This window comes from Citrobacter sp. Cpo100 (assembly GCF_030332595.1).
Lineage (GTDB): Bacteria > Pseudomonadota > Gammaproteobacteria > Enterobacterales > Enterobacteriaceae > Citrobacter > Citrobacter portucalensis.
The window spans coordinates 197,030-218,831 of record NZ_JAOWHM010000023.1; the positions used below are offsets into that span (position 1 = coordinate 197,030).

Consider the following 21,802-nt stretch of genomic DNA (forward strand, 5'->3'; position numbering starts at 1 on the left):
GGACGACATTTCGTATTCGCTTTTGTCGTTTTTGTAGGCCGGATAAGGCGTTTACGCCGCCATCCGGCAACCTGTCCTTACGGTCTGATCGCGTTACGCTTATCAGGCCAATCCCTCTTTTTTTCATCTTGCACGTAAATGCAATGTTGATCACATAACGATCATTTTCCTCTTCCTGGATCTTCTTTTTTCTACTGTTACGCGTATACAGTTACGCGTAACAGTTATTAAAAAAGGAGTTTTTTATGAAGAACCTATTCGACCTGACCGGTAAACGCGCGCTGATTACCGGTTCCGCTCAGGGCATTGGTAACCTGCTGGCCAACGGTCTGGCGGCGCACGGTGCTGAGATTGTGATTAACGATATTACCCAGCAGCGCGCTCAGGCGGCGGCGGACAAACTGGTTGCCGAAGGCTATCGCGCCGTTGGCTATGGATTTGATGTCACCAACGGGGAAGAGGTTGCGCGCGCCATCGCGCAAATCGAAAAGGAAGTTGGGGCCATTGATATTTTAATTAACAACGCCGGAATTCAGCGTCGTTTTCCCTTCACCGAATTCCCGGAGGCTGAATGGGACAAAGTGATTGATGTAAACCAGAAATCGGTCTTTCTGGTGTCGCAGCAGGTTTCCCGCTACATGGTGCAACGCCGCCGCGGGAAGATTATTAATATCTGCTCAATGCAAAGCGAATTAGGTCGTAAAACCATTACTCCATACGCGGCGTCAAAAGGCGCGGTCAAAATGTTAACCCGTGGCATGTGCGTGGAACTGGCGGAATACAATATTCAGGTCAATGGCATTGCTCCCGGCTATTTCGCCACCGACATGACCACCGCGCTGGTCAACGATGAAGCATTCTCCGCCTGGCTGTTCCAGCGCACGCCCGCCGCTCGCTGGGGTAACCCGGAGGAGCTGATCGGCGCGGCGGTTTATCTTGCCGCGCCCGCTTCTGACTTTGTGAATGGGCATCTTCTGTTTGTGGACGGCGGCATGCTGGCCGCGGTCTGATCAATAATGGGCCGCAACGCGCGGCCTGAGCGATAAAACAATAATCCAAGGAGTGAGTATGAATATGCTCGCAAAACTGCCAGCGCGTCGCTGGTGGTATTTAATGCCGATTATTTTTATTACCTACAGCTTAGCTTATCTCGACCGCGCCAATTACGGCTTTGCCGCTGCCGCCGGTATTGAACATGACTTAGGGATTACTCAGGGAACAGCATCGTTAATTGGCGCGTTATTCTTCCTGGGCTATTTCTTTTTCCAGGTGCCGGGCGCGATGTACGCCGTAAAGCATAGCGTGCGCAAAATGATTTTTTACAGCCTGATCCTTTGGGGGCTTTGTGCCGCGGCGACCGGCTTTGTCAGCAATATCCCAACGCTGATGGCGATCCGCTTTATTCTCGGCATCGTCGAAGCGGCGGTAATGCCCGCGATGCTGATTTATATCAGCAACTGGTTTACCAAAACTGAACGCTCGCGCGCCAACACCTTTTTAATTCTCGGCAACCCGGTCACAGTGCTGTGGATGTCGATTGTCTCCGGCTACCTGATTGAAGCCTGGGGCTGGCGCGAAATGTTTATTATCGAAGGTATCCCGGCGGTGATCTGGGCGTTCTGCTGGGTGATTCTGGTACGGGACAAACCGGCGGATGCGGGCTGGTTGAGCGAGCAGGAGAAACAGGCATTACAGCAGGCGATGGATCGCGAGCAGCGCGACATCAAACCGATGCGTAACTACGGTGAAGCGATGCGTTCACGCAGCGTCATTATGCTTTGCGCGGTGCATGCGCTGTGGAGCATCGGGGTGTATGGCTTCATGATGTGGATGCCGTCAATCCTCAAAAATGCGGCGCAGATGGACATCGTGGCGGTGGGCTGGCTGGCAGCGGTACCGTATCTGGCGGCGATCTGCCTGATGTTGACCGTCTCCTGGCTGTCCGATAAGTTCCAGAACCGTAAGCTGTTTATCTGGCCGCTGCTGTTGATTGCCGCCATCGCGTTCTTTGCCTCGTGGCTGTTGGGCAACCAGTCCTTCTGGCTCTCCTACGCGCTGCTGGTTGTGGCCGCCGCCTGTATGTATGCGCCTTACGGGCCGTTCTTTGCGCTGATCCCCGAACTGCTGCCGCGCAACGTCTCCGGCGTGTCGATGGGGATGATCAACAGTTTTGGCGCGTTAGGGGCATTCCTCGGCGCGTGGCTGGTGGGTTACCTCAACGGTGTGACCGGCGGGCCGGGCGTCTCCTACACCTTCATGGCGATTGCTCTGCTGGCGTCGGTGGTGCTGATGTACTGCGTTCGTGCGCAAAATGAAACCACGTCGCCGTCGGCTGAGATGGCGACGCGTTAAGGTTGAGCGAGGAGTGCAGTCGCTAACCGGCTGTGATAAGGTTCTCTGCGAGCATAATGGGCTGTTGGTCGTAGAGAACCTCATGAAAAACAATCGGATGACATTACAGGATATCGCTAATCTGGCCGGGCTGAATAAGATGACGGTCAGCCGTTATCTGCGTGACCCGAATCAGGTGTCGCAACGCAGCCGCGAATTGATTTCGAAAGTGATGGAAGAGAACAACTACATCCCCAACCGCGCCCCGGAAATTTTGCTCAACGCACGCAGCAAAACCATTGGTGTGCTGATCCCCTCGTTTCGTAATCAGATCTTTGCCGACGTGCTGGCAGGGATTGAATCCGTCACCTCGGCCTGCCAGTACCAGACGCTGATCGCCAACTACGAATATGATGCCGAGCGTGAAGAACGCGAGGTGCTGAACCTGCTCTCTTACAATATCGACGGCCTGATCCTCACGGGAAAGCTGCATACAGAGCGAATGATCCAGTACGTGCGCGCCAGCGGCGTACCGGTGGCGGAACTGATGGATATTAGCGGCCAGTATCTTGATATACAGGTTGGGTTTGATAACGAAAAAGCCGCGTTTGAAATGACGCAGGCTTTTATCGACAGCGGTAAACGCAGCATTGCTTTCTTTGGCTCGATGGATGACCCCCGAGACCTTAGCCGTTTTCGCGGCACCGAGAAAGCGCTGGCGGCGCAGGGACTGGAAGCGTACCACCTGGCGCCAAAAACTATTTCGTCGGTGGCGCTGGGACGTAAGATGTTCCAGCAGGCGATGGCGGAAAAGCCGGATATTGACGCTATTTTCTGTACCAACGATGACCTGGCGGTTGGCGCGCTGCTGGAGTGTCAGGCACAGCAGTACGATGTGCCGGGAAAAATGGCGATTGCCGGTTTCCACGGGCTGGAAATTGGCCGTGCGCGGCTGCAAAAAATCGCCAGCGTGATTACGCCACGCTTTGAGATTGGCAAAACGGCGGCGGATATTCTGATTAAGCGTTTGAACGGGAAAGATGCGCCGGGCAGCGTCAATCTTGGCTACCAAATCTATTACGGCGATACGCTGTAGGCGAAGAGAAAGGGCTGGCCACCGTGCGGTGACCAGCGGAAGAGATTACTGCATAAATGCTGGCTGCTTGTCTTCGTACTCGGTGATGGCCGCTTCATGCTGCAGCGTCAACCCGATGCTGTCCAGACCGTTCAGCATGCAGTGGCGGCGGAAGTCGTCGATTTTAAAGCTGTAGGACTTATCGCCTGCTTTCACCACCTGCGCTTCCAGATCCACTTCAAATTTAATGCCCGGATTGGCTTTCACCAGCGCGAACATTTCATCTACCTGCGCGTCGCTCAGGGTCACCGGCAACAGTTGGTTATTGAAACTGTTGCCGTAGAAGATGTCGGCGAAGCTTGGTGCGATCACCACTTTAAAGCCGTAATCGGTCAGTGCCCACGGCGCATGTTCGCGTGAAGAGCCGCAGCCAAAGTTTTCCCGTGCGAGCAGAATTGATGCCCCTTTATATTCCGGGAAGTTTAAAACGAACTCAGGATTCGGCTGTTGGCCCTTTTCGTCCAGGAAACGCCAGTCGTTAAACAGATGGGCGCCAAAACCGGTGCGCGTAACCTTCTGCAAAAACTGTTTAGGGATAATTGCGTCGGTATCAACGTTGGCGGCATCCAGTGGGACAACCAGGCCGGTATGCTGGGTAAATTTCTCTGCCATGGTAGTTTCCTTATTTGATGCTGCGAATGTCGGCAAAATGACCGGTAACGGCGGCAGCGGCGGCCATGGCCGGGCTGACTAAATGCGTGCGACCACCGCGGCCCTGACGACCTTCAAAATTACGGTTGCTGGTGGATGCGCAGCGTTCGCCTGGGTTCAGGCGGTCATTGTTCATCGCCAGGCACATGGAACAGCCCGGTAAACGCCATTCAAAACCGGCTTCGATAAAGATCTTATCCAGACCTTCTGCTTCCGCCTGCGCTTTCACCGGACCAGAGCCCGGCACCACCAGTGCCTGCACGCCCGGCGCAACTTTGCGCCCTTTGGCGATTTCTGCCGCGGCGCGTAAATCTTCAATACGCGAGTTGGTGCAGGAACCGATGAACACTTTATCGATAGCCACTTCCGTTAACGGAATACCCGGTTTCAGCCCCATATACGCCAGCGCTTTTTCAGCTGATGCACGCTCAACGGGATCGGCAAATGACGCCGGGTCGGGAATATTATCGTTCACCGAGATGACCTGACCCGGGTTTGTTCCCCAGGTGACCTGCGGAGCGATCTCTTCTGCCTGCAGGGTAACGACGGTATCAAACGTCGCGTTGTCGTCGGTTTTCAGGGTTTTCCAGTATGTAACCGCGTGGTCAAAATCCTCGCCCTTCGGTGCGTGTAAACGACCCTGAACATAGTTAAAGGTCGTTTCATCCGGTGCGACCAGACCCGCTTTGGCGCCCATTTCAATGGCCATATTGCACAGGGTCATCCGGCCTTCCATGCTCAATGCACGGATGGCTTCGCCACAAAACTCAACCACGTGTCCGGTACCGCCTGCGCTACCGGTTTTACCGATAATCGCCAGCACGATATCTTTGGCGGTAATGCCAGCGGCTGCTTTACCGTTGACTTCAATCTTCATGGTTTTGGCGCGCCCCTGTTTCAGGGTCTGCGTCGCCAGAACGTGTTCAACTTCAGAGGTGCCAATGCCAAATGCCAGTGCGCCGAACGCGCCGTGTGTAGCGGTGTGGGAATCGCCGCAGACGATGGTCATACCCGGCAACGTCACGCCTTGTTCTGGCCCCATCACGTGAACGATACCCTGATACGGATGGTTCAGGTCGTACAGCTCGACGCCAAATTCGTTACAGTTCTTAATCAGCTCCTGCATCTGGATGCGCGCCATCTCACCCGACGCGTTGATGTCTTTGGTTTGGGTCGAGACGTTGTGATCCATGGTGGCAAAGGTTTTGGCTGGCTGGCGCACCTGACGGCCATGCGCGCGCAGACCATCAAACGCCTGCGGAGAGGTCACTTCATGCACCAGATGCCTGTCGATGTACAACAGTGGGGTTTCGTTTTGCGCCTCAAAGACGACGTGCGCATCAAACAATTTTTCGTACAACGTTTTGGCCATGATTACACCCCTTCTGCGACGTAACGGGCAATGATGTCGCCCATTTCATCGGTACTGACTGCGGCAGCGCCACGGGCTAAGTCACCGGTGCGAATGCCTTCTTCTAATGCGCGGTTGATGGCGCTCTCAATTGCGGTTGCCGCATCATTGGCATCCAGGCTGTAGCGCAGCAGCAGCGCCAGCGACAGGATCTGGGCGATAGGGTTGGCAATATTTTTCCCGGCGATGTCCGGAGCGGAGCCGCCAGCAGGCTCGTACAAACCGAAGCCCTGCTCATTCAGGCTGGCGGACGGTAACATGCCCATTGAACCGGTGATCATGGCGCACTCATCAGACAGAATGTCACCAAACAGGTTAGAGCACAGCAACACGTCGAACTGGGATGGATCTTTAATTAATTGCATAGTCGCGTTGTCGATGTACATATGCGCCAGTTCAACGTCCGGGTATTCATTAGCAATTTCATTGACGATTTCGCGCCACAGAATAGACGTTTGCAGTACGTTAGCTTTATCAATCGACGTAACTTTACGGCGACGTTTGCGAGCGGATTCAAACGCGATACGCGCAATACGTTCGATCTCGAAACGGTGATAAACCTCGGTATCAAAGGCTTTTTCATGTTGTCCGCTGCCTTCGCGGCCTTTTGGTTGACCGAAGTAAATCCCGCCAGTCAGTTCGCGTACGCACAGGATGTCGAAACCGTTCGCGGCAATATCTGCGCGCAGAGGGCAAAACGCTTCCAGCCCCTGGTAGAGCTTAGCCGGGCGCAGGTTGCTGAATAATTTGAAGTGCTTACGCAATGGCAGCAGCGCGCCACGCTCTGGCTGCTGGTTTGGCGGTAAGTTTTCCCATTTCGGGCCGCCAACGGAGCCAAACAGAATGGCGTCAGCTTGTTCACAGCCTTCAACCGTTGCAGGTGGCAGCGGCTGACCGTGGTTATCGATAGCGGCACCACCCACGTCGTAGTGGCTGGTGGTAATGCGCATATTAAAGCGGTTGCGGATTGCGTCCAGTACCTTCAGGGCTTGCGCCATTACTTCCGGGCCAATACCGTCACCCGGCAAAACAGCAATATGATAATTCTTCGACATCACACGGTTTCCTTGTTGTTCTCGTTGTTCTGAGCTTTGCGTTGCAATTCTTTTTCGACTTCTTCGGCGCGCCAGATGTTGTTCAGCACATGCACCATCGCTTTAGCAGAAGATTCGACGATATCTGTCGCCAGACCGACGCCGTGGAAACGACGACCGTTATAGTTGGCAACGATATCCACCTGACCCAGCGCATCTTTACCGTGCCCTTTGGCGGTCAGGCTGTATTTCACCAGTTCGATGTTGTACTCAGTTACACGGTTGATGGCCTGATAAATAGCATCGACCGGACCGTTACCGTTCGCCGCTTCGGCTTTGACTTCGTCACCGCAGGCCAGCTTGACGGAGGCGGTGGCGATGTCGTTTGAGCCGGACTGCACGCTGAAGTAATCCAGACGGAAATGCTCTGGTTCTTCCTGCTGTTTATTAATGAAGGCCAGCGCTTCCAGGTCGTAATCAAATACCTGACCTTTTTTATCCGCCAGTTTCAGGAATGCGTCATACAGGTTGTCCAGGCTGTATTCATTTTCTTTATATCCCATCTCATCCATACGGTGTTTCACCGCGGCGCGTCCGGAACGGGAGGTCAGGTTCAGCTGTACCTGGTTCAGACCAATGGATTCAGGCGTCATGATTTCGTAGTTTTCACGGTTTTTCAGTACGCCGTCCTGATGGATGCCGGAGGAGTGGGCAAAGGCGCCGCTACCGACAATGGCTTTGTTTGCCGGAATAGGCATGTTGCAGATTTGGCTAACTAACTGGCTGGTACGCCAGATCTCCTGGTGATTGATGCGGGTCTGTACATTCAGGATATCTTTACGCACCTTGATCGCCATGATCACTTCTTCCAGTGAGCAGTTACCGGCGCGTTCGCCGATACCGTTCATCGCGCCTTCCACCTGACGCGCTCCGGCGTGAACGGCTGCCAGCGCGTTGCCGACGCCCAAACCTAAATCATCATGGGTGTGTACGGAGATGATGGCTTTATCGATATTTGGTACGCGTTCATACAGGCCAGAAATGATTGCCCCAAATTCGAAAGGCATGGTGTAACCGACGGTATCGGGGATGTTAATGGTTTTGGCACCCGCGTTAATAGCAGCTTCAACCACGCGAGCCAGATCGGCGATAGGGGTACGGCCTGCATCTTCGCAGGAGAACTCCACGTCATCGGTATAATTACGCGCACGCTTAACCATGTAGACCGCGCGCTCAATGACTTCATCCAGCGTACTGCGTAATTTCGTCGCGATGTGCATCGGCGAGGTGGCGATAAACGTATGAATACGGAAAGCTTCAGCGACTTTCAGCGATTCTGCAGCGACGTCGATATCTTTTTCTACGCAGCGGGCTAAGGCGCAAACGCGGCTGTTTTTAACCTGACGAGCAATGGTCTGAACTGACTCAAAGTCGCCCGGTGAAGAAACGGGGAAACCTACTTCCATCACGTCAACGCCCATACGCTCAAGGGCCAGCGCAATCTGCAGTTTTTCTTTCACACTCAGGCTTGCCTGTAACGCCTGTTCACCATCGCGTAAGGTGGTATCGAAAATAATGACTTGCTGGCTCATGGTTTAGGTCCTTGGTTTCTTAGGGCGCCTTGCTTCGAGCATAAAAAAACCCGCGCAACGGCGCGGGTTTTTGTCTTAACTGGAGCTGACTTAATGCTGAATGTCGTCCACCAGTCTACCGCGCAATGAAGATGCGTTTAGTAGTAGTAGACCGTTAAAACGAGCAATGTAAGTCATCAATTAAGCTCCAGGCGAATGCGATATGCTTTTAGTGGTACTGGATATGAAGACTGATGTCAACCCTCACCCCAGCAAATGCCTTACTTAAGGGGAGAAGTTTCTGCAAAACTTAAGCGAATTGTGCTGAATTTTTCGGAGTACATAAAATTAATCAGTTGATGGTTGTACATACTTTTCATGGTTTGACATATTTGAGCATAATTATTTGCATTTATTGTAACGGCGAACTGAAGAAAAGGTCGCTCTTGGGATTTCATATCTTTATGATTTATCTGTTCTTATAGTAATCATGAATGGCTATGGGCAGTGTAACACCACATAATTGATAAATTAATGTTAACTTTTAATGTATTAATAATATAAACATTTAATTAAAACTTAAATACGTATTCACGATACGTATGATTGTATATTCGCCATGCTTATGGTTATATTGTTTTTGAAATTTAAACATATGAATCACCGTGCAGTGACACCTGCCACACTGCGCTCGCATTGGTTTTTTGTTCATTTAGGTTTGTGCCTTTATGTTTTCCTAATTTTAATGTTTTTTCTTTTTCTCATCTTATATGTATGGTAAATCATATTAACGGAGATTATTTCTTCACTCCGTCTGGGAAAAGGGAGTTTAGAGTGACAGTGGAGTTAAATATGCCAGAAGTAAAAATAATAGATAAAACAAATATTATAGATATGGGGAAGCCACAGCTTCGCATGGTTGATCTTAATTTATTAACCGTCTTTGATGCGGTGATGCAAGAACAAAACATTACCCGTGCCGCGCATACTTTGGGGATGTCGCAACCCGCTGTCAGTAATGCGGTCGCGCGCCTGAAAGTGATGTTTAATGATGAGCTTTTTGTTCGTTATGGACGCGGTATCCAGCCGACAGCAAGAGCCTTCCAGCTATTTGGTTCTGTTCGCCAGGCATTGCAATTAGTGCAAAATGAACTGCCTGGATCGGGTTTTGAGCCAGCCAGCAGCGAGCGCGTATTCAATCTTTGCGTATGCAGCCCATTGGATAATATTCTGACGTCGTTGATTTATAATCGGGTTGAGCAAGTTGCACCAAACATTCATGTCGTATTTAAATCTTCACTCAATCAAAATACAGAGCATCAATTACGTTACCAGGAAACAGAATTCGTTATTAGCTATGAAGAATTCCGTCGTCCTGAATTTACCAGTATTCCGTTATTCAATGACGAAATGGTGTTAGTCGCAAGTAAAAAGCATCCGCGCATTAGTGGTCCGTTATTGGAAAGCGATGTCTATAATGAACAGCATGCGGTGGTGTCACTTGATCGCTTCGCATCATTCAGCCAACCATGGTATGACACACCGGATAAACAATCCTGCGTAGCTTATCAGGGCATGGCATTAATTAGCGTTCTTAATATTGTGTCGCAAACGCATTTGGTCTCTATTGCGCCGCGTTGGTTAGCAGAAGAATTTGCCGATTCTTTAGAACTACAGATCTTACCTTTACCGTTAAAATTGAACAGCCGCACATGCTATCTTTCCTGGCATGAAGCCGCGGGCCGAGATAAAGGACATCAATGGATGGAAGAGCTGTTAGTCTCCGTTTGTAAGCAGTAGCACTTGGCAGAGTAAACCGGACAATACATCCTGTTTATTCTGCTTTTGTCTTTATAACTGAAATTTTATGCTGAACTCTATTTTTTACGTCTGTCCAAAAGTGTCAAAAAATAGAGTAATTGCTGTAAGTTCCCATTTTTAAGCGATTATTTATCATACTGATTGCTTATGCTGGTTTAATTCTCCGTTTATTCGCGTCTTTCCTCCTTTTTATTCTTATTTACTCCAGTGACACCCCTTCGGAGTCAATTGCCATGCGTCATCGTCAGCGGTTAATGTGTTGTTAAACCGTAATTCATTATAAGAGTGAGGCAAGCCATGGAGATGTTGTCTGGAGCCGAGATGGTCGTCCGATCGCTCATCGATCAGGGTGTGAAGCAGGTATTCGGTTATCCCGGGGGGGCCGTTCTCGATATTTATGATGCGCTGCATACGGTCGGCGGTATTGATCATGTGCTGGTTCGCCATGAACAAGCGGCGGTACATATGGCTGATGGCCTGGCGCGTGCCACGGGAGAAGTGGGGGTCGTATTAGTTACCTCCGGACCGGGGGCGACCAACGCGATTACCGGAATCGCAACGGCTTACATGGATTCCATTCCGCTGGTGATCCTCTCCGGACAGGTCGCAACGTCGCTGATTGGCTACGATGCCTTCCAGGAGTGCGACATGGTAGGTATATCCCGCCCGGTGGTAAAACACAGCTTCCTGGTCAAACAAACGGAAGATATCCCACAGGTGCTGAAAAAAGCCTTCTGGCTGGCAGCAAGCGGTCGCCCAGGGCCGGTGGTGGTGGATTTGCCGAAGGATATTCTGAATCCGGCGAAGAAACTGCCTTATAGCTGGCCGGACTCGGTGAGTATGCGCTCGTATAATCCGACGACGACGGGGCACAAAGGACAGATCAAACGGGCGCTACAGACGCTGGTCGCGGCGAAGAAACCGGTTGTCTATGTGGGCGGTGGCGCGGTCAATGCTGCTTGCCATGAGCAGTTAGCTCAGATTGCTGAAGCGCTGAATCTGCCGGTTGTCTCCTCGCTAATGGGGTTGGGCGCGTTTCCTGCCACGCATCGTCAGGCGCTGGGCATGTTAGGGATGCACGGTACCTACGAAGCGAATATGACCATGCATCATTCCGATGTGATCTTTGCTGTCGGCGTTCGCTTTGACGATCGAACGACAAATAACCTGGCAAAATACTGTCCGAATGCGACCGTGCTGCATATCGACATCGATCCGACCTCTATTTCTAAAACCGTTACTGCGGATATTCCGATTGTGGGTGATGCCCGTCTGGTGCTGGATCAAATGCTCGAACTGCTGGAGCAAGAGAAATCACAGCAGCCACTGGATGATAACCGTGACTGGTGGCAACAGATTGAGCACTGGCGCGCCCGTCAGTGTCTGAAATACGACACGCAAAGCGAAAGCATTAAGCCGCAGGCGGTGATTGAAACCATCTGGCGTCTGACGAAAGGGGAAGCGTATGTGACCTCTGACGTTGGCCAGCATCAGATGTTTGCCGCACTTTATTATCCGTTCGATAAACCGCGTCGCTGGATTAACTCAGGCGGCCTCGGCACGATGGGATTCGGTTTACCTGCGGCGTTAGGGGTGAAAATGGCATTGCCGGATGAAACGGTAGTGTGCGTCACCGGGGATGGCAGCATTCAGATGAACATCCAGGAGCTGTCGACGGCGCTGCAGTATGAACTGCCGGTGCTGGTGCTCAACCTTAACAACCGTTATCTCGGCATGGTCAAACAATGGCAGGACATGATCTACTCCGGGCGTCACTCCCAGTCTTACATGCAGTCGCTGCCCGATTTTGTGCGCCTTGCTGAGGCTTATGGGCATATCGGTATCCAGATTAATCATCCAGATGAACTGGAGAGCAAGCTGGGTGAAGCGCTGGAGCATGTGCGTAACCATCGCCTGGTGTTTGTCGACGTCACCGTCGACGGCAGTGAGCATGTCTACCCGATGCAGATTCGTGGGGGCGGGATGGATGAAATGTGGCTAAGCAAAACGGAGAGGACCTGATTATGCGCCGGATATTATCAGTATTGCTGGAAAATGAGTCGGGTGCATTGTCGCGGGTGATTGGCCTCTTCGCCCAGCGTGGATACAACATTGAAAGCCTGACCGTCGCGCCGACCGACGACCCCACCTTATCGCGGATGACGATTCAGACGGTAGGGGATGAGAAAGTCCTTGAGCAGATCGAAAAGCAGCTCCACAAACTGGTGGATGTTCTGCGCGTTAGCGAGCTGGGGCAGGGGGCCCACGTTGAACGAGAAATCATGCTGGTGAAAATCCAGGCCAGCGGTTATGGCCGGGAGGAGGTGAAACGCAACACGGAGATTTTCCGCGGGCAAATCATCGATGTGACGCCGTCTATCTACACCGTACAACTGGCGGGCACCAGCGACAAGCTGGATGCGTTTCTGGCAACCTTGCGTGAAGTCGCCAAAATTGTGGAAGTTGCTCGTTCCGGTGTGGTGGGACTCTCCCGTGGCGATAAAATTATGCGCTAATCGTCAACCGTAGGCCTGGTAAGCAAAGCGCTATCAGGCCTCATCGTGGAGGTCATGCCGGATAGCGGCATAAACGCCTTATCCTGCCTGCAGGTAACGAACCCGCTTTCGCTGATGCTACCTGCTGCGCTTTTTTTTGCGAAATCAGCAGTAACCAGAGACAAAAGCGGTTGCCGCAGTCATTATTCTGCGCTTAGATGTTAAGAAGTTTAACCCATGCCATCTAAAAGGTTATGGTTTGTACATTTTACGCAAGGGGCAATTGTGAAACTGGATGAAATCGCTCGGTTGGCCGGCGTTTCGCGAACGACTGCAAGCTACGTTATTAATGGCAAAGCAAAGCAATATCGCGTAAGCGACAAAACGGTTGAAAAAGTCATGGCGGTGGTGCGTGAGCATAATTACCACCCGAATGCCGTGGCGGCCGGGCTGCGTGCTGGACGCACACGTTCTATCGGGCTGGTGATCCCGGATCTTGAGAACACAAGCTATACCCGGATCGCAAACTATCTGGAACGCCAGGCGCGTCAGCGTGGGTATCAGTTGTTGATTGCCTGCTCTGAAGATCAGCCGGATAACGAAATGCGCTGTATTGAGCATCTTTTACAGCGCCAGGTCGATGCCATTATTGTGTCGACTTCTTTGCCGCCTGAGCATCCGTTCTACCAACGCTGGGCAAACAGTTCATTCCCGATTGTGGCGCTGGACCGTGCACTGGACCGCGAACATTTTACCAGCGTTGTGGGGGCGGATCAGGATGATGCGGAAATGCTGGCAGAGGAGTTACGCAAATTCCCTGCTGAAACCGTCCTCTATCTGGGCGCGCTTCCTGAATTATCCGTCAGTTTCCTGCGCGAGCAGGGTTTTCGTACCGCGTGGAAGGACGATCCGCGTGAAGTCCATTTCCTGTACGCCAACAGCTATGAGCGGGAAGCGGCTGCGCAGTTGTTTGATAAATGGCTGGAAACGCACCCAATGCCTCAGGCGTTGTTTACCACGTCGTTTGCCCTGTTGCAGGGCGTGATGGATGTGACCCTGCGTCGTGATGGGCAACTGCCGTCTGATTTAGCGATTGCGACTTTTGGCGATCACGAACTGCTCGACTTCCTGCAGTGCCCGGTACTGGCAGTGGCACAGCGCCATCGTGATGTCGCAGAACGCGTGCTGGAGATTGTACTGGCAAGTCTGGACGAACCGCGTAAACCAAAACCAGGTTTAACGCGTATACGGCGTAATCTGTACCGTCGCGGTATTCTCAGCCGTAACTAAGTTTCCTCAATTGATGACGTCGGCGGGATAAGCCTCTGACGTCTTCAATTTTTCTATTCTCAGAAATAACCGCATTATATTTAAGAATATTCTTTAGAATTATCTGAAATCATTCTTGAAATACCCCGAATTAAAAATGCAACTATCCATTTTTGGGTTATTGATACGTAACGACGCGTTACGCTTGTATTATTTTGTTACATGCTTGTATGGATTTGCCGAATTAACAAACACTTTGCTCTCGTATTGCGGCCATCTGGTGCTTTCCTCGGCTCTGCGCGGCGTACAGACCGATTAACTGGTACTGTTAACTCGCTGCATATTGTCCTAAAATGCCGCTCGCGTCGCAAACTGACACTTTATATTTTCTTTGGATGATATTCAGTTGTTTTAAACAATGATGAGTTGTTGGATTTTTTTCTTACAAATATTCATGACGTTAATTTGCTTCGTTTGCTGTACGGAATTTGTTCAACGCTGATATTAGCCGTAAACAATGGGTTTTTTGCTCCGCTAAGCGCCGCGACTTGCTTGACAAGGTTTTCCTCCGCTCCGTAAACTCCTTTAAGTGGGAATTTGTGGGATAAAGTGGTAATTGGGGGTGAGACTGGCATGTTCCGGGGAGCAACGTTAGTTAATCTCGACAGTAAAGGGCGCTTATCCGTGCCTACCCGTTATCGGGATCAACTGCTTGAGAGCGCTACCGGTCAAATGGTTTGCACCATTGACATCCATCACCCGTGCCTGCTGCTGTACCCCCTGCCTGAATGGGAAATAATCGAGCAGAAGCTATCGCGTCTGTCGAGCATGAATCCAGTTGAGCGCCGCGTACAGCGCTTATTGTTGGGTCATGCCAGCGAATGTCAGATGGATAACGCTGGTCGATTACTGATAGCACCCATTCTGCGGCAACACGCAGGGCTAACGAAAGAAGTGATGCTGGTTGGGCAGTTCAATAAGTTTGAGCTGTGGGATGAAACGACCTGGTATCAACAGGTCAAGGAAGATATCGACGCTGAGCAGTCTGTTACTGGCGCGTTGTCGGAACGATTGCAGGATTTGTCTCTATAAAATGACGGAAAATTATAAACATACAACGGTGTTGCTGGATGAAGCCGTAAACGGCCTGAATATTCGTCCAGACGGCATCTACATTGACGGGACATTTGGTCGCGGCGGTCACTCACGTCTGATCCTCTCCCAGCTTGGCGAAGAGGGACGTTTACTGGCAATCGATCGCGATCCGCAGGCTATTGCCGTTGCAAAAACGATTACCGATCCCCGTTTCTCCATCGTACATGGACCTTTCTCTGCGCTGGCTGACTATGTCGCCGAGCGTGGACTGACCGGTAAGATCGACGGGATTCTTCTCGATCTCGGCGTTTCTTCACCGCAGCTCGATGACGCAGAGCGCGGTTTCTCGTTTATGCGTGACGGTCCGTTAGATATGCGTATGGACCCAACACGCGGTCAGTCAGCGGCCGAATGGCTGCAAACCGCCGATGAAGCAGACATTGCCTGGGTGATTAAAACCTTTGGCGAAGAGCGCTTCGGCAAACGCATTGCGCGCGCCATCGTGGAGCGCAACCGCATCGAACCGATGACCCGCACCAAAGAGCTGGCGGAAGTTATTGCAGCGGCAATGCCGGTGAAGGACAAATTCAAACATCCCGCGACCCGTACCTTCCAGGCGGTGCGCATTTGGGTGAACAGTGAACTGGAGGAGATAGAGCAGGCGCTAAAAAGCTCGCTCAGCGTGCTGGCTCCAGGTGGTCGCCTTTCGATCATCAGTTTCCATTCGCTTGAAGACCGCATTGTGAAACGCTTTATGCGTGAACAAAGCCGTGGTCCTCAGGTACCGGCTGGAATACCGATGACCGAAGCGCAGATCAAAAAGCTGGGCGGCCGTGAGTTAAGAGCACTAGGCAAGATGATGCCGGGTGAAGAAGAGGTAGCTGAGAATCCTCGTGCCCGTAGTTCAGTTCTGCGTATTGCAGAGAGGACGAACGCATGATCAGCAGAGTGACAGAAGCCCTCAGCAAAGTTAAAGGATCGATAGGAAGCAACGAGCGCCATGCCTTGCCTGGCGTGATCGGTGACGATCTTTTGCGGTTTGGGAAGCTGCCACTCTGCCTGTTCATTTGCATTATTTTGACGGCGGTTACCGTCGTGACAACAGCACACCATACGCGGTTACTGACTGCGCAGCGTGAGCAGCTGGTTCTGGAGCGAGATGCGCTGGATATCGAATGGCGCAACTTGATCCTTGAGGAGAACGCGCTCGGCGACCATAGCCGTGTTGAACGGATCGCAACGGAAAAGCTGCAAATGCAGCATGTCGATCCCTCACAAGAAAATATCGTAGTACAAAAATAAGGATAAACGCGACGCATGAAAGCAGCGGCAAAAACGCACAAACCAAAACGCCAGGAAGAACAAGCCAACTTTATCAGTTGGCGTTTTGCGTTACTGTGCGGCTGTATTTTGCTGGCACTGGGTTTTCTGCTGGGGCGCGTTGCCTGGCTGCAAATCATCGCGCCGGACATGCTGGTGCGTCAGGGTGATATGCGCTCTCTACGCGTCCAGGAAGTGTCTACATCACGCGGAATGATTACCGACCGCTCTGGTCGCCCGCTGGCGGTGAGCGTTCCGGTTAAAGCGATATGGGCCGACCCGAAAGAAGTACATGATGCAGGCGGCGTGAGCGTTGGCGAACGCTGGAGAGCGCTGTCAACCGCGCTGAATCTCCCGCTCGATCAACTGGCTTCCCGCATTAACGCCAACCCGAAAGGGCGCTTCATCTATCTGGCGCGTCAGGTAAACCCTGACATGGCCGACTACATCAAGAAACTGAAGCTGCCAGGTATCCACCTGCGCGAAGAATCCCGCCGTTACTATCCTTCCGGAGAAGTGACTGCTCACCTCATCGGCTTTACTAACGTCGACAGCCAGGGGATTGAAGGCGTTGAGAAGAGCTTCGACAAGTGGCTCACCGGACAACCGGGCGAACGTATTGTACGTAAAGACCGTTATGGCCGCGTCATTGAAGATATCTCCTCTACCGACAGCCAGGCGGCGCATAACCTCGCGTTGAGCATTGATGAGCGTTTACAGGCACTGGTCTACCGTGAACTGAATAACGCCGTGGCGTTCAACAAGGCGGAGTCAGGCAGTGCGGTACTGGTGGATGTAAACACCGGTGAAGTGCTGGCCATGGCCAACAGTCCGTCCTACAACCCGAACAATCTCACCGGTACGCCAAAAGACGCGATGCGTAACCGTACCATCACCGACGTGTTTGAACCGGGTTCTACCGTTAAACCGATGGTGGTGATGACCGCGCTGCAGCGTGGCGTGGTTCGCGAAAATACCGTCCTCAATACTATCCCTTACCGAATTAATGGTCACGAAATCAAAGACGTGGCGCGTTATAGCGAATTAACCCTCACCGGGGTTTTGCAGAAGTCGAGTAACGTCGGTGTTTCCAAGCTGGCGTTAGCGATGCCGTCCTCAGCGTTAGTAGATACTTACTCACGTTTTGGGCTGGGAAAAGCGACCAATTTGGGGTTGGTCGGAGAACGCAGTGGCTTATATCCTCAAAAACAACGGTGGTCTGACATAGAGAGGGCCACCTTCTCTTTCGGCTACGGGCTAATGGTAACGCCGTTACAGTTAGCGCGAGTCTATGCAACGATCGGCAGCTACGGCGTTTATCGTCCACTGTCGATTACCAAAGTAGACCCTCCTGTTCCGGGTGAGCGTATCTTCCCGGAAGATACCGTGCGTACCGTCGTGCATATGATGGAAAGCGTGGCGCTGCCGGGCGGCGGCGGCGTGAAGGCGGCGATTAAAGGCTATCGCATCGCTATTAAAACCGGTACAGCGAAAAAAGTAGGGCCGGATGGCCGCTACATCAACAAATACATTGCTTATACCGCAGGCGTTGCGCCTGCGAGTCAGCCGCGCTTCGCGCTGGTTGTTGTTATCAACGATCCGCAGGCGGGTAAATACTACGGTGGCGCCGTTTCCGCGCCGGTCTTTGGTGCCATCATGGGCGGCGTACTGCGCACCATGAACATCGAGCCGGATGCGCTGACAACGGGCGATAAAAATGAATTTGTGAATAATCAAGGCGAGGCAACAGGTGGCAGATCGTAATTTGCGCGACCTTCTTGCTCCATGGGTGCCGGGTGCACCGGAGCGAGCACTGCGGGAGATGACGCTTGACAGCCGTGTGGCTGCATCAGGCGATCTCTTTGTCGCAGTATTGGGTCATCAGGCGGACGGGCGTCGGTATATCCCGCAGGCGATAGCGCAAGGTGTGGCTGCCATTATTGCAGAAGCAAAAGATGAAGCTACTGATGGTGAAATCCGTGAAATGCATGGCGTTCCGGTCATCTATCTCAGTCAGCTTAACGAACGTTTATCTGCACTGGCGGGCCGTTTTTACCACGAGCCTTCTGAGAAAATGCGTCTGGTCGGCGTAACCGGGACTAACGGTAAAACCACCACCACCCAATTGCTGGCCCAGTGGAGCCAACTGCTTGGCGAAACCAGCGCGGTAATGGGAACAGTAGGCAATGGCCTGCTGGGCAAAGTGATCCCAACGGAAAATACCACCGGTTCAGCCGTTGATGTCCAGCATGTGCTGGCGGGGCTGGCTGCGCAGGGCGCAACGGTTGGCGCGATGGAAGTCTCTTCACACGGCCTGGTTCAGCATCGCGTGGCGGCGCTGAAGTTTGCCGCATCAGTATTTACTAACTTAAGCCGCGACCATCTCGACTATCACGGCGACATGGAACATTACGAAGCCGCGAAATGGCTGCTGTATTCCACGCACCATTGCGGTCAGGCCATCGTCAATGCGGATGATGAAGTCGGTCGTCGCTGGCTGGCGAAACTCCCGGATGCGGTTGCCGTTTCGATGGAAGACCACATCAACCCGAACTGTCATGGTCGTTGGTTAAAAGCGGTTGACGTGAAGTATCACGACAGTGGGGCAACGATTCGTTTTACCTCCTCATGGGGCGACGGCGAAATTGAAAGCCGCCTGATGGGGGCGTTTAACGTCAGCAATCTTTTGCTGGCGCTGGCAACGCTGTTGGCACTGGGCTATCCGTTAGCTGATTTACTGAAAACGGCGACACAATTGCAGCCGGTTTGCGGACGTATGGAAGTGTTCAGCGCGCCGGGTAAAACCACCGTGGTGGTTGATTACGCTCATACGCCAGATGCGCTGGAAAAAGCGCTGCAGGCGGCACGTCTGCACTGTACTGGCAAACTGTGGTGCGTCTTTGGCTGCGGCGGCGATCGCGATAAAGGCAAACGTCCGTTGATGGGCGCAATCGCCGAGCAGTTTGCAGATGTTGTCGTGGTGACTGATGACAACCCGCGTACCGAAGAGCCGCGCGCCATTATTAACGACATTCTGGCGGGTATGCTGGATGCCGGACAGGCGAAGGTGATGGAAGGGCGCGCAGAAGCCGTGACAAACGCCATTATGCAGGCGAAAGAAAACGACGTGGTGCTGGTGGCCGGGAAAGGTCACGAAGATTACCAGATCGTCGGCTCGCAGCGTCTCGACTATTCTGACCGCGTGACCGCAGCGCGTCTGCTGGGGGTTATCGCATGATTAGCGTAACGCTCAGCCAACTGGCGGAGATCCTCCGTGGCGAACTGAAAGGGGCCGATCTGACCCTTGATGCCGTAACAACCGATACGCGTAAAGTGACGCCGGGCTGCCTGTTTGTGGCGCTGAAAGGCGAACGCTTTGATGCCCATGATTTTGCAGACAAAGCGCAAGAGAGCGGGGCGGGTGCGCTGCTGGTCAGCCGCCCGTTGGACACCAACCTGCCGCAGCTGATTGTTAAAGATACGCGTTTGGCGTTTGGTGAACTGGCGGCGTGGGTTCGCGCTCAGGTTCCGGCGCGCGTTGTCGCGCTGACCGGCTCATCCGGTAAAACGTCCGTCAAAGAGATGACGGCTGCCATTCTGAGCCAGTGTGGTAACACCCTATATACCGCGGGCAATCTGAATAACGACATCGGCGTACCGATGACGCTGCTGCGCTTAACTAACGATTACGACTATGCCGTGATTGAGCTCGGCGCCAACCATCAGGGCGAAATCGCCTGGACCGTCGGCCTGACGCGTCCGGAAGCGGCGCTGGTGAACAATCTGGCCGCCGCGCACCTGGAAGGTTTCGGCTCTCTGGCGGGCGTTGCGAAGGCAAAAGGTGAGATTTTTACCGGCCTGTCTGAGAATGGTATCGCCATTATGAATGCCGACAACAACGACTGGTTGAACTGGCAAAGCATCATCGGCGAACGCAAAGTCTGGCGCTTCTCCCCGAATGCGGCCAACAGCGACTTTTCTGCTACCAACGTTCATGTGACCTCGCATGGCACAGAATTTTCTCTGCAAACGCCGACCGGAAGCATTGATGTCCTGCTGCCGTTGCCGGGTCGCCACAATATCGCTAACGCCCTTGCGGCGGCGGCGCTTTCTATGGCGGTAGGCGCGACGCACGAGGCGATCAAAGCGGGTTTGAAGGATCTGCAAGCGGTACCGGGACGTCTGTTCCCGATTCAACTCGCAGAAAATCAGTTGCTGCTGGACGACTCCTATAACGCGAACGTCGGTTCGATGACCGCAGCGGTGCAGGTGCTGTCTGAAATGCCGGGCTATCGCGTACTGGTCGTTGGCGATATGGCAGAGCTTGGCGCAGAAAGTGAAGCATGCCATGTACAGGTAGGTGTTGCTGCGAAAGCAGCAGGTATCGACCGTGTACTGAGTACAGGAAAACTGAGTAAGGCAATTAGCGACGCCAGCGGCGTTGGCGAACATTTTGCGGATAAAAGCGCGCTGGCCGCGCATCTTAAAGCATTGATTGCAGAACATCAGGTCATGACGATTTTAGTGAAGGGTTCACGTAGTGCCGCCATGGAAGAGGTAGTACGCGCATTACAGGAGAATGGGACATGTTAGTTTGGCTGGCCGAACATTTGGTCAAATATTATTCCGGCTTTAACGTCTTTTCCTATCTGACGTTTCGCGCCATCGTCAGCCTGCTGACCGCGCTGTTCATCTCTTTGTGGATGGGCCCGCGCATGATTGCCCGCTTGCAAAAAATGTCCTTTGGACAGGTTGTACGTAACGACGGTCCGGAATCGCACTTTAGTAAACGTGGTACGCCAACCATGGGCGGGATCATGATCCTCACCGCGATTGTTATCTCCGTTCTGTTGTGGGCATATCCGTCGAACCCGTATGTATGGTGCGTGCTGGTGGTATTGATTGGCTACGGCATTATCGGTTTTGTCGATGACTACCGCAAAGTGGTGCGCAAAGATACCAAGGGGTTGATTGCCCGCTGGAAGTACTTCTGGATGTCGGTGATTGCGCTGGGTGTAGCCTTTGCGCTGTACCTCGCCGGTAAAGATACCCCGGCTACCGAGCTGGTGGTGCCGTTCTTTAAAGATGTCATGCCGCAGTTGGGGCTGTTCTACGTGCTGCTGGCGTACTTCGTGATTGTGGGTACTGGCAATGCGGTAAACCTCACCGATGGCCTGGACGGTCTGGCGATTATGCCGACCGTGTTCGTGGCCGCAGGTTTTGCGCTGGTGGCATGGGCTACAGGTAACATGAACTTTGCCAACTACCTGCACATTCCCTATTTACGCCATGCCGGCGAACTGGTGATCGTCTGTACGGCGATTGTCGGTGCGGGGTTAGGCTTCCTGTGGTTTAACACCTATCCGGCGCAGGTCTTTATGGGCGACGTCGGTTCTCTGGCGCTGGGCGGCGCGCTGGGCATTATTGCCGTGCTGCTGCGTCAGGAATTCCTGCTGGTAATTATGGGCGGCGTATTTGTTGTGGAAACGCTGTCGGTCATTCTGCAGGTTGGCTCCTTTAAGCTGCGCGGACAGCGCATCTTCCGTATGGCGCCGATTCACCATCACTATGAACTGAAAGGCTGGCCGGAACCGCGCGTAATTGTGCGCTTCTGGATTATTTCGCTGATGCTGGTGCTGATTGGCCTGGCAACGCTGAAGGTACGTTAA

The 21,802-nt window shown here is 52.7% G+C and carries 19 protein-coding genes; 14 read left to right on the top strand and 5 right to left on the bottom strand.

What is annotated here, in order from left to right; genetic code table 11:
* Positions 1–245: 245 nt before the first annotated feature.
* The 3 genes from idnO (at position 246) to idnR (ending at position 3,427) form a co-directional block, all read left to right on the top strand.
* Positions 246–1,010, top strand: coding sequence for a gluconate 5-dehydrogenase (gene idnO, locus OGX96_RS02085; RefSeq protein ID WP_008786186.1), 765 nt, complete (start codon positions 246–248; stop codon positions 1,008–1,010).
* A gap of 58 nt (positions 1,011–1,068) precedes the next feature.
* On the top strand, positions 1,069–2,352 hold the full coding sequence (locus OGX96_RS02090) for an MFS transporter (RefSeq protein WP_003829574.1): 1,284 nt from the start codon (positions 1,069–1,071) through the stop codon (positions 2,350–2,352).
* An 82-nt stretch (positions 2,353–2,434) separates the two neighbouring features.
* Positions 2,435–3,427 carry a DNA-binding transcriptional regulator IdnR gene (gene idnR, locus OGX96_RS02095; RefSeq protein WP_032944294.1) on the top strand — a complete coding sequence of 331 codons (993 nt, stop codon included), beginning with the start codon at positions 2,435–2,437 and terminating at the stop codon, positions 3,425–3,427.
* A gap of 45 nt (positions 3,428–3,472) precedes the next feature.
* On the opposite strand, the gene leuD is transcribed toward idnR, so the two are convergent.
* The 5 genes from leuD to leuL all read right to left on the bottom strand — a co-directional run bounded on the left by leuD (position 3,473) and on the right by leuL (position 8,331).
* Positions 3,473–4,078: a 3-isopropylmalate dehydratase small subunit gene (gene leuD, locus OGX96_RS02100; protein WP_003829572.1), complete on the bottom strand. Its 606-nt coding sequence runs from the start codon at positions 4,076–4,078 to the stop codon at positions 3,473–3,475.
* Positions 4,079–4,088: 10 nt separating this feature from the next.
* Positions 4,089–5,489, bottom strand: a complete 1,401-nt coding sequence (gene leuC / locus OGX96_RS02105; RefSeq protein WP_128611332.1) for a 3-isopropylmalate dehydratase large subunit — start codon at positions 5,487–5,489, stop codon at positions 4,089–4,091.
* A 2-nt stretch (positions 5,490–5,491) separates the two neighbouring features.
* A complete protein-coding gene (leuB, locus tag OGX96_RS02110; RefSeq protein ID WP_003829570.1) occupies positions 5,492–6,583 on the bottom strand; it encodes a 3-isopropylmalate dehydrogenase in 1,092 nt (363 codons plus the stop codon).
* On the bottom strand, positions 6,583–8,154 hold the full coding sequence (leuA, locus tag OGX96_RS02115; protein WP_008786191.1) for a 2-isopropylmalate synthase: 1,572 nt from the start codon (positions 8,152–8,154) through the stop codon (positions 6,583–6,585). Before leuA ends, leuB begins: the two co-directional genes overlap by 1 nt.
* 90 nt (positions 8,155–8,244) lie before the next feature.
* Positions 8,245–8,331, bottom strand: a complete 87-nt coding sequence (gene leuL / locus OGX96_RS02120) for a leu operon leader peptide (protein ID WP_048998978.1) — start codon at positions 8,329–8,331, stop codon at positions 8,245–8,247.
* Positions 8,332–8,985: 654 nt separating this feature from the next.
* Here leuL and leuO point away from each other — a divergent pair.
* The 11 genes from leuO (at position 8,986) to mraY (ending at position 21,802) form a co-directional block, all read left to right on the top strand.
* Complete coding sequence (leuO, locus tag OGX96_RS02125) at positions 8,986–9,933, top strand: transcriptional regulator LeuO (RefSeq protein ID WP_020996231.1); 948 nt, start codon at positions 8,986–8,988, stop codon at positions 9,931–9,933.
* A gap of 318 nt (positions 9,934–10,251) precedes the next feature.
* Positions 10,252–11,976, top strand: a complete 1,725-nt coding sequence (gene ilvI, locus OGX96_RS02130) for an acetolactate synthase 3 large subunit (RefSeq protein WP_020996230.1) — start codon at positions 10,252–10,254, stop codon at positions 11,974–11,976.
* A 2-nt stretch (positions 11,977–11,978) separates the two neighbouring features.
* On the top strand, positions 11,979–12,470 hold the full coding sequence (ilvN, locus tag OGX96_RS02135; protein ID WP_003829566.1) for an acetolactate synthase small subunit: 492 nt from the start codon (positions 11,979–11,981) through the stop codon (positions 12,468–12,470).
* A 264-nt stretch (positions 12,471–12,734) separates the two neighbouring features.
* Positions 12,735–13,739 (top strand): catabolite repressor/activator, encoded by a 1,005-nt coding sequence (cra, locus tag OGX96_RS02140; RefSeq protein WP_003018794.1) that lies wholly within the window; start codon positions 12,735–12,737, stop codon positions 13,737–13,739.
* 612 nt (positions 13,740–14,351) lie between these two features.
* Positions 14,352–14,810, top strand: a complete 459-nt coding sequence (gene mraZ, locus OGX96_RS02145; protein ID WP_003018792.1) for a division/cell wall cluster transcriptional repressor MraZ — start codon at positions 14,352–14,354, stop codon at positions 14,808–14,810.
* A 1-nt stretch (position 14,811) separates the two neighbouring features.
* Positions 14,812–15,753 carry a 16S rRNA (cytosine(1402)-N(4))-methyltransferase RsmH gene (gene rsmH, locus OGX96_RS02150; RefSeq protein WP_003018789.1) on the top strand — a complete coding sequence of 314 codons (942 nt, stop codon included), beginning with the start codon at positions 14,812–14,814 and terminating at the stop codon, positions 15,751–15,753.
* On the top strand, positions 15,750–16,115 hold the full coding sequence (gene ftsL, locus OGX96_RS02155; protein WP_000625651.1) for a cell division protein FtsL: 366 nt from the start codon (positions 15,750–15,752) through the stop codon (positions 16,113–16,115). The genes rsmH and ftsL overlap by 4 nt, the downstream gene beginning before the upstream one ends.
* Before the next feature lie 15 nt (positions 16,116–16,130).
* Positions 16,131–17,897: a peptidoglycan glycosyltransferase FtsI gene (ftsI, locus tag OGX96_RS02160; RefSeq protein WP_003829538.1), complete on the top strand. Its 1,767-nt coding sequence runs from the start codon at positions 16,131–16,133 to the stop codon at positions 17,895–17,897.
* Positions 17,884–19,371: a UDP-N-acetylmuramoyl-L-alanyl-D-glutamate--2,6-diaminopimelate ligase gene (murE, locus tag OGX96_RS02165; protein WP_008786196.1), complete on the top strand. Its 1,488-nt coding sequence runs from the start codon at positions 17,884–17,886 to the stop codon at positions 19,369–19,371. Before ftsI ends, murE begins: the two co-directional genes overlap by 14 nt.
* A complete protein-coding gene (murF, locus tag OGX96_RS02170; RefSeq protein ID WP_079935000.1) occupies positions 19,368–20,726 on the top strand; it encodes a UDP-N-acetylmuramoyl-tripeptide--D-alanyl-D-alanine ligase in 1,359 nt (452 codons plus the stop codon). Before murE ends, murF begins: the two co-directional genes overlap by 4 nt.
* Positions 20,720–21,802 (top strand): phospho-N-acetylmuramoyl-pentapeptide-transferase, encoded by a 1,083-nt coding sequence (gene mraY / locus OGX96_RS02175; RefSeq protein WP_003018774.1) that lies wholly within the window; start codon positions 20,720–20,722, stop codon positions 21,800–21,802. The genes murF and mraY overlap by 7 nt, the downstream gene beginning before the upstream one ends.

What these genes read in the sequence shown, in the direction of transcription:
- idnR (WP_032944294.1), top strand. Translation starts at nt 2,435, where the DNA reads ATGAAAAACAATCGGATGACATTACAGGATATCGCTAATCTGGCCGGG.
- leuL (WP_048998978.1), bottom strand. Translation starts at nt 8,331, where the DNA reads ATGACTTACATTGCTCGTTTTAACGGTCTACTACTACTAAACGCATCT.
- idnO (WP_008786186.1), top strand. Translation starts at nt 246, where the DNA reads ATGAAGAACCTATTCGACCTGACCGGTAAACGCGCGCTGATTACCGGT.
- mraY (WP_003018774.1), top strand. Translation starts at nt 20,720, where the DNA reads ATGTTAGTTTGGCTGGCCGAACATTTGGTCAAATATTATTCCGGCTTT.
- leuA (WP_008786191.1), bottom strand. Translation starts at nt 8,154, where the DNA reads ATGAGCCAGCAAGTCATTATTTTCGATACCACCTTACGCGATGGTGAA.
- ftsI (WP_003829538.1), top strand. Translation starts at nt 16,131, where the DNA reads ATGAAAGCAGCGGCAAAAACGCACAAACCAAAACGCCAGGAAGAACAA.
- OGX96_RS02090 (WP_003829574.1), top strand. Translation starts at nt 1,069, where the DNA reads ATGAATATGCTCGCAAAACTGCCAGCGCGTCGCTGGTGGTATTTAATG.
- leuB (WP_003829570.1), bottom strand. Translation starts at nt 6,583, where the DNA reads ATGTCGAAGAATTATCATATTGCTGTTTTGCCGGGTGACGGTATTGGC.
- ilvN (WP_003829566.1), top strand. Translation starts at nt 11,979, where the DNA reads ATGCGCCGGATATTATCAGTATTGCTGGAAAATGAGTCGGGTGCATTG.
- murF (WP_079935000.1), top strand. Translation starts at nt 19,368, where the DNA reads ATGATTAGCGTAACGCTCAGCCAACTGGCGGAGATCCTCCGTGGCGAA.
- leuO (WP_020996231.1), top strand. Translation starts at nt 8,986, where the DNA reads ATGCCAGAAGTAAAAATAATAGATAAAACAAATATTATAGATATGGGG.
- leuD (WP_003829572.1), bottom strand. Translation starts at nt 4,078, where the DNA reads ATGGCAGAGAAATTTACCCAGCATACCGGCCTGGTTGTCCCACTGGAT.
- ilvI (WP_020996230.1), top strand. Translation starts at nt 10,252, where the DNA reads ATGGAGATGTTGTCTGGAGCCGAGATGGTCGTCCGATCGCTCATCGAT.
- leuC (WP_128611332.1), bottom strand. Translation starts at nt 5,489, where the DNA reads ATGGCCAAAACGTTGTACGAAAAATTGTTTGATGCGCACGTCGTCTTT.
- ftsL (WP_000625651.1), top strand. Translation starts at nt 15,750, where the DNA reads ATGATCAGCAGAGTGACAGAAGCCCTCAGCAAAGTTAAAGGATCGATA.
- rsmH (WP_003018789.1), top strand. Translation starts at nt 14,812, where the DNA reads ATGACGGAAAATTATAAACATACAACGGTGTTGCTGGATGAAGCCGTA.
- mraZ (WP_003018792.1), top strand. Translation starts at nt 14,352, where the DNA reads ATGTTCCGGGGAGCAACGTTAGTTAATCTCGACAGTAAAGGGCGCTTA.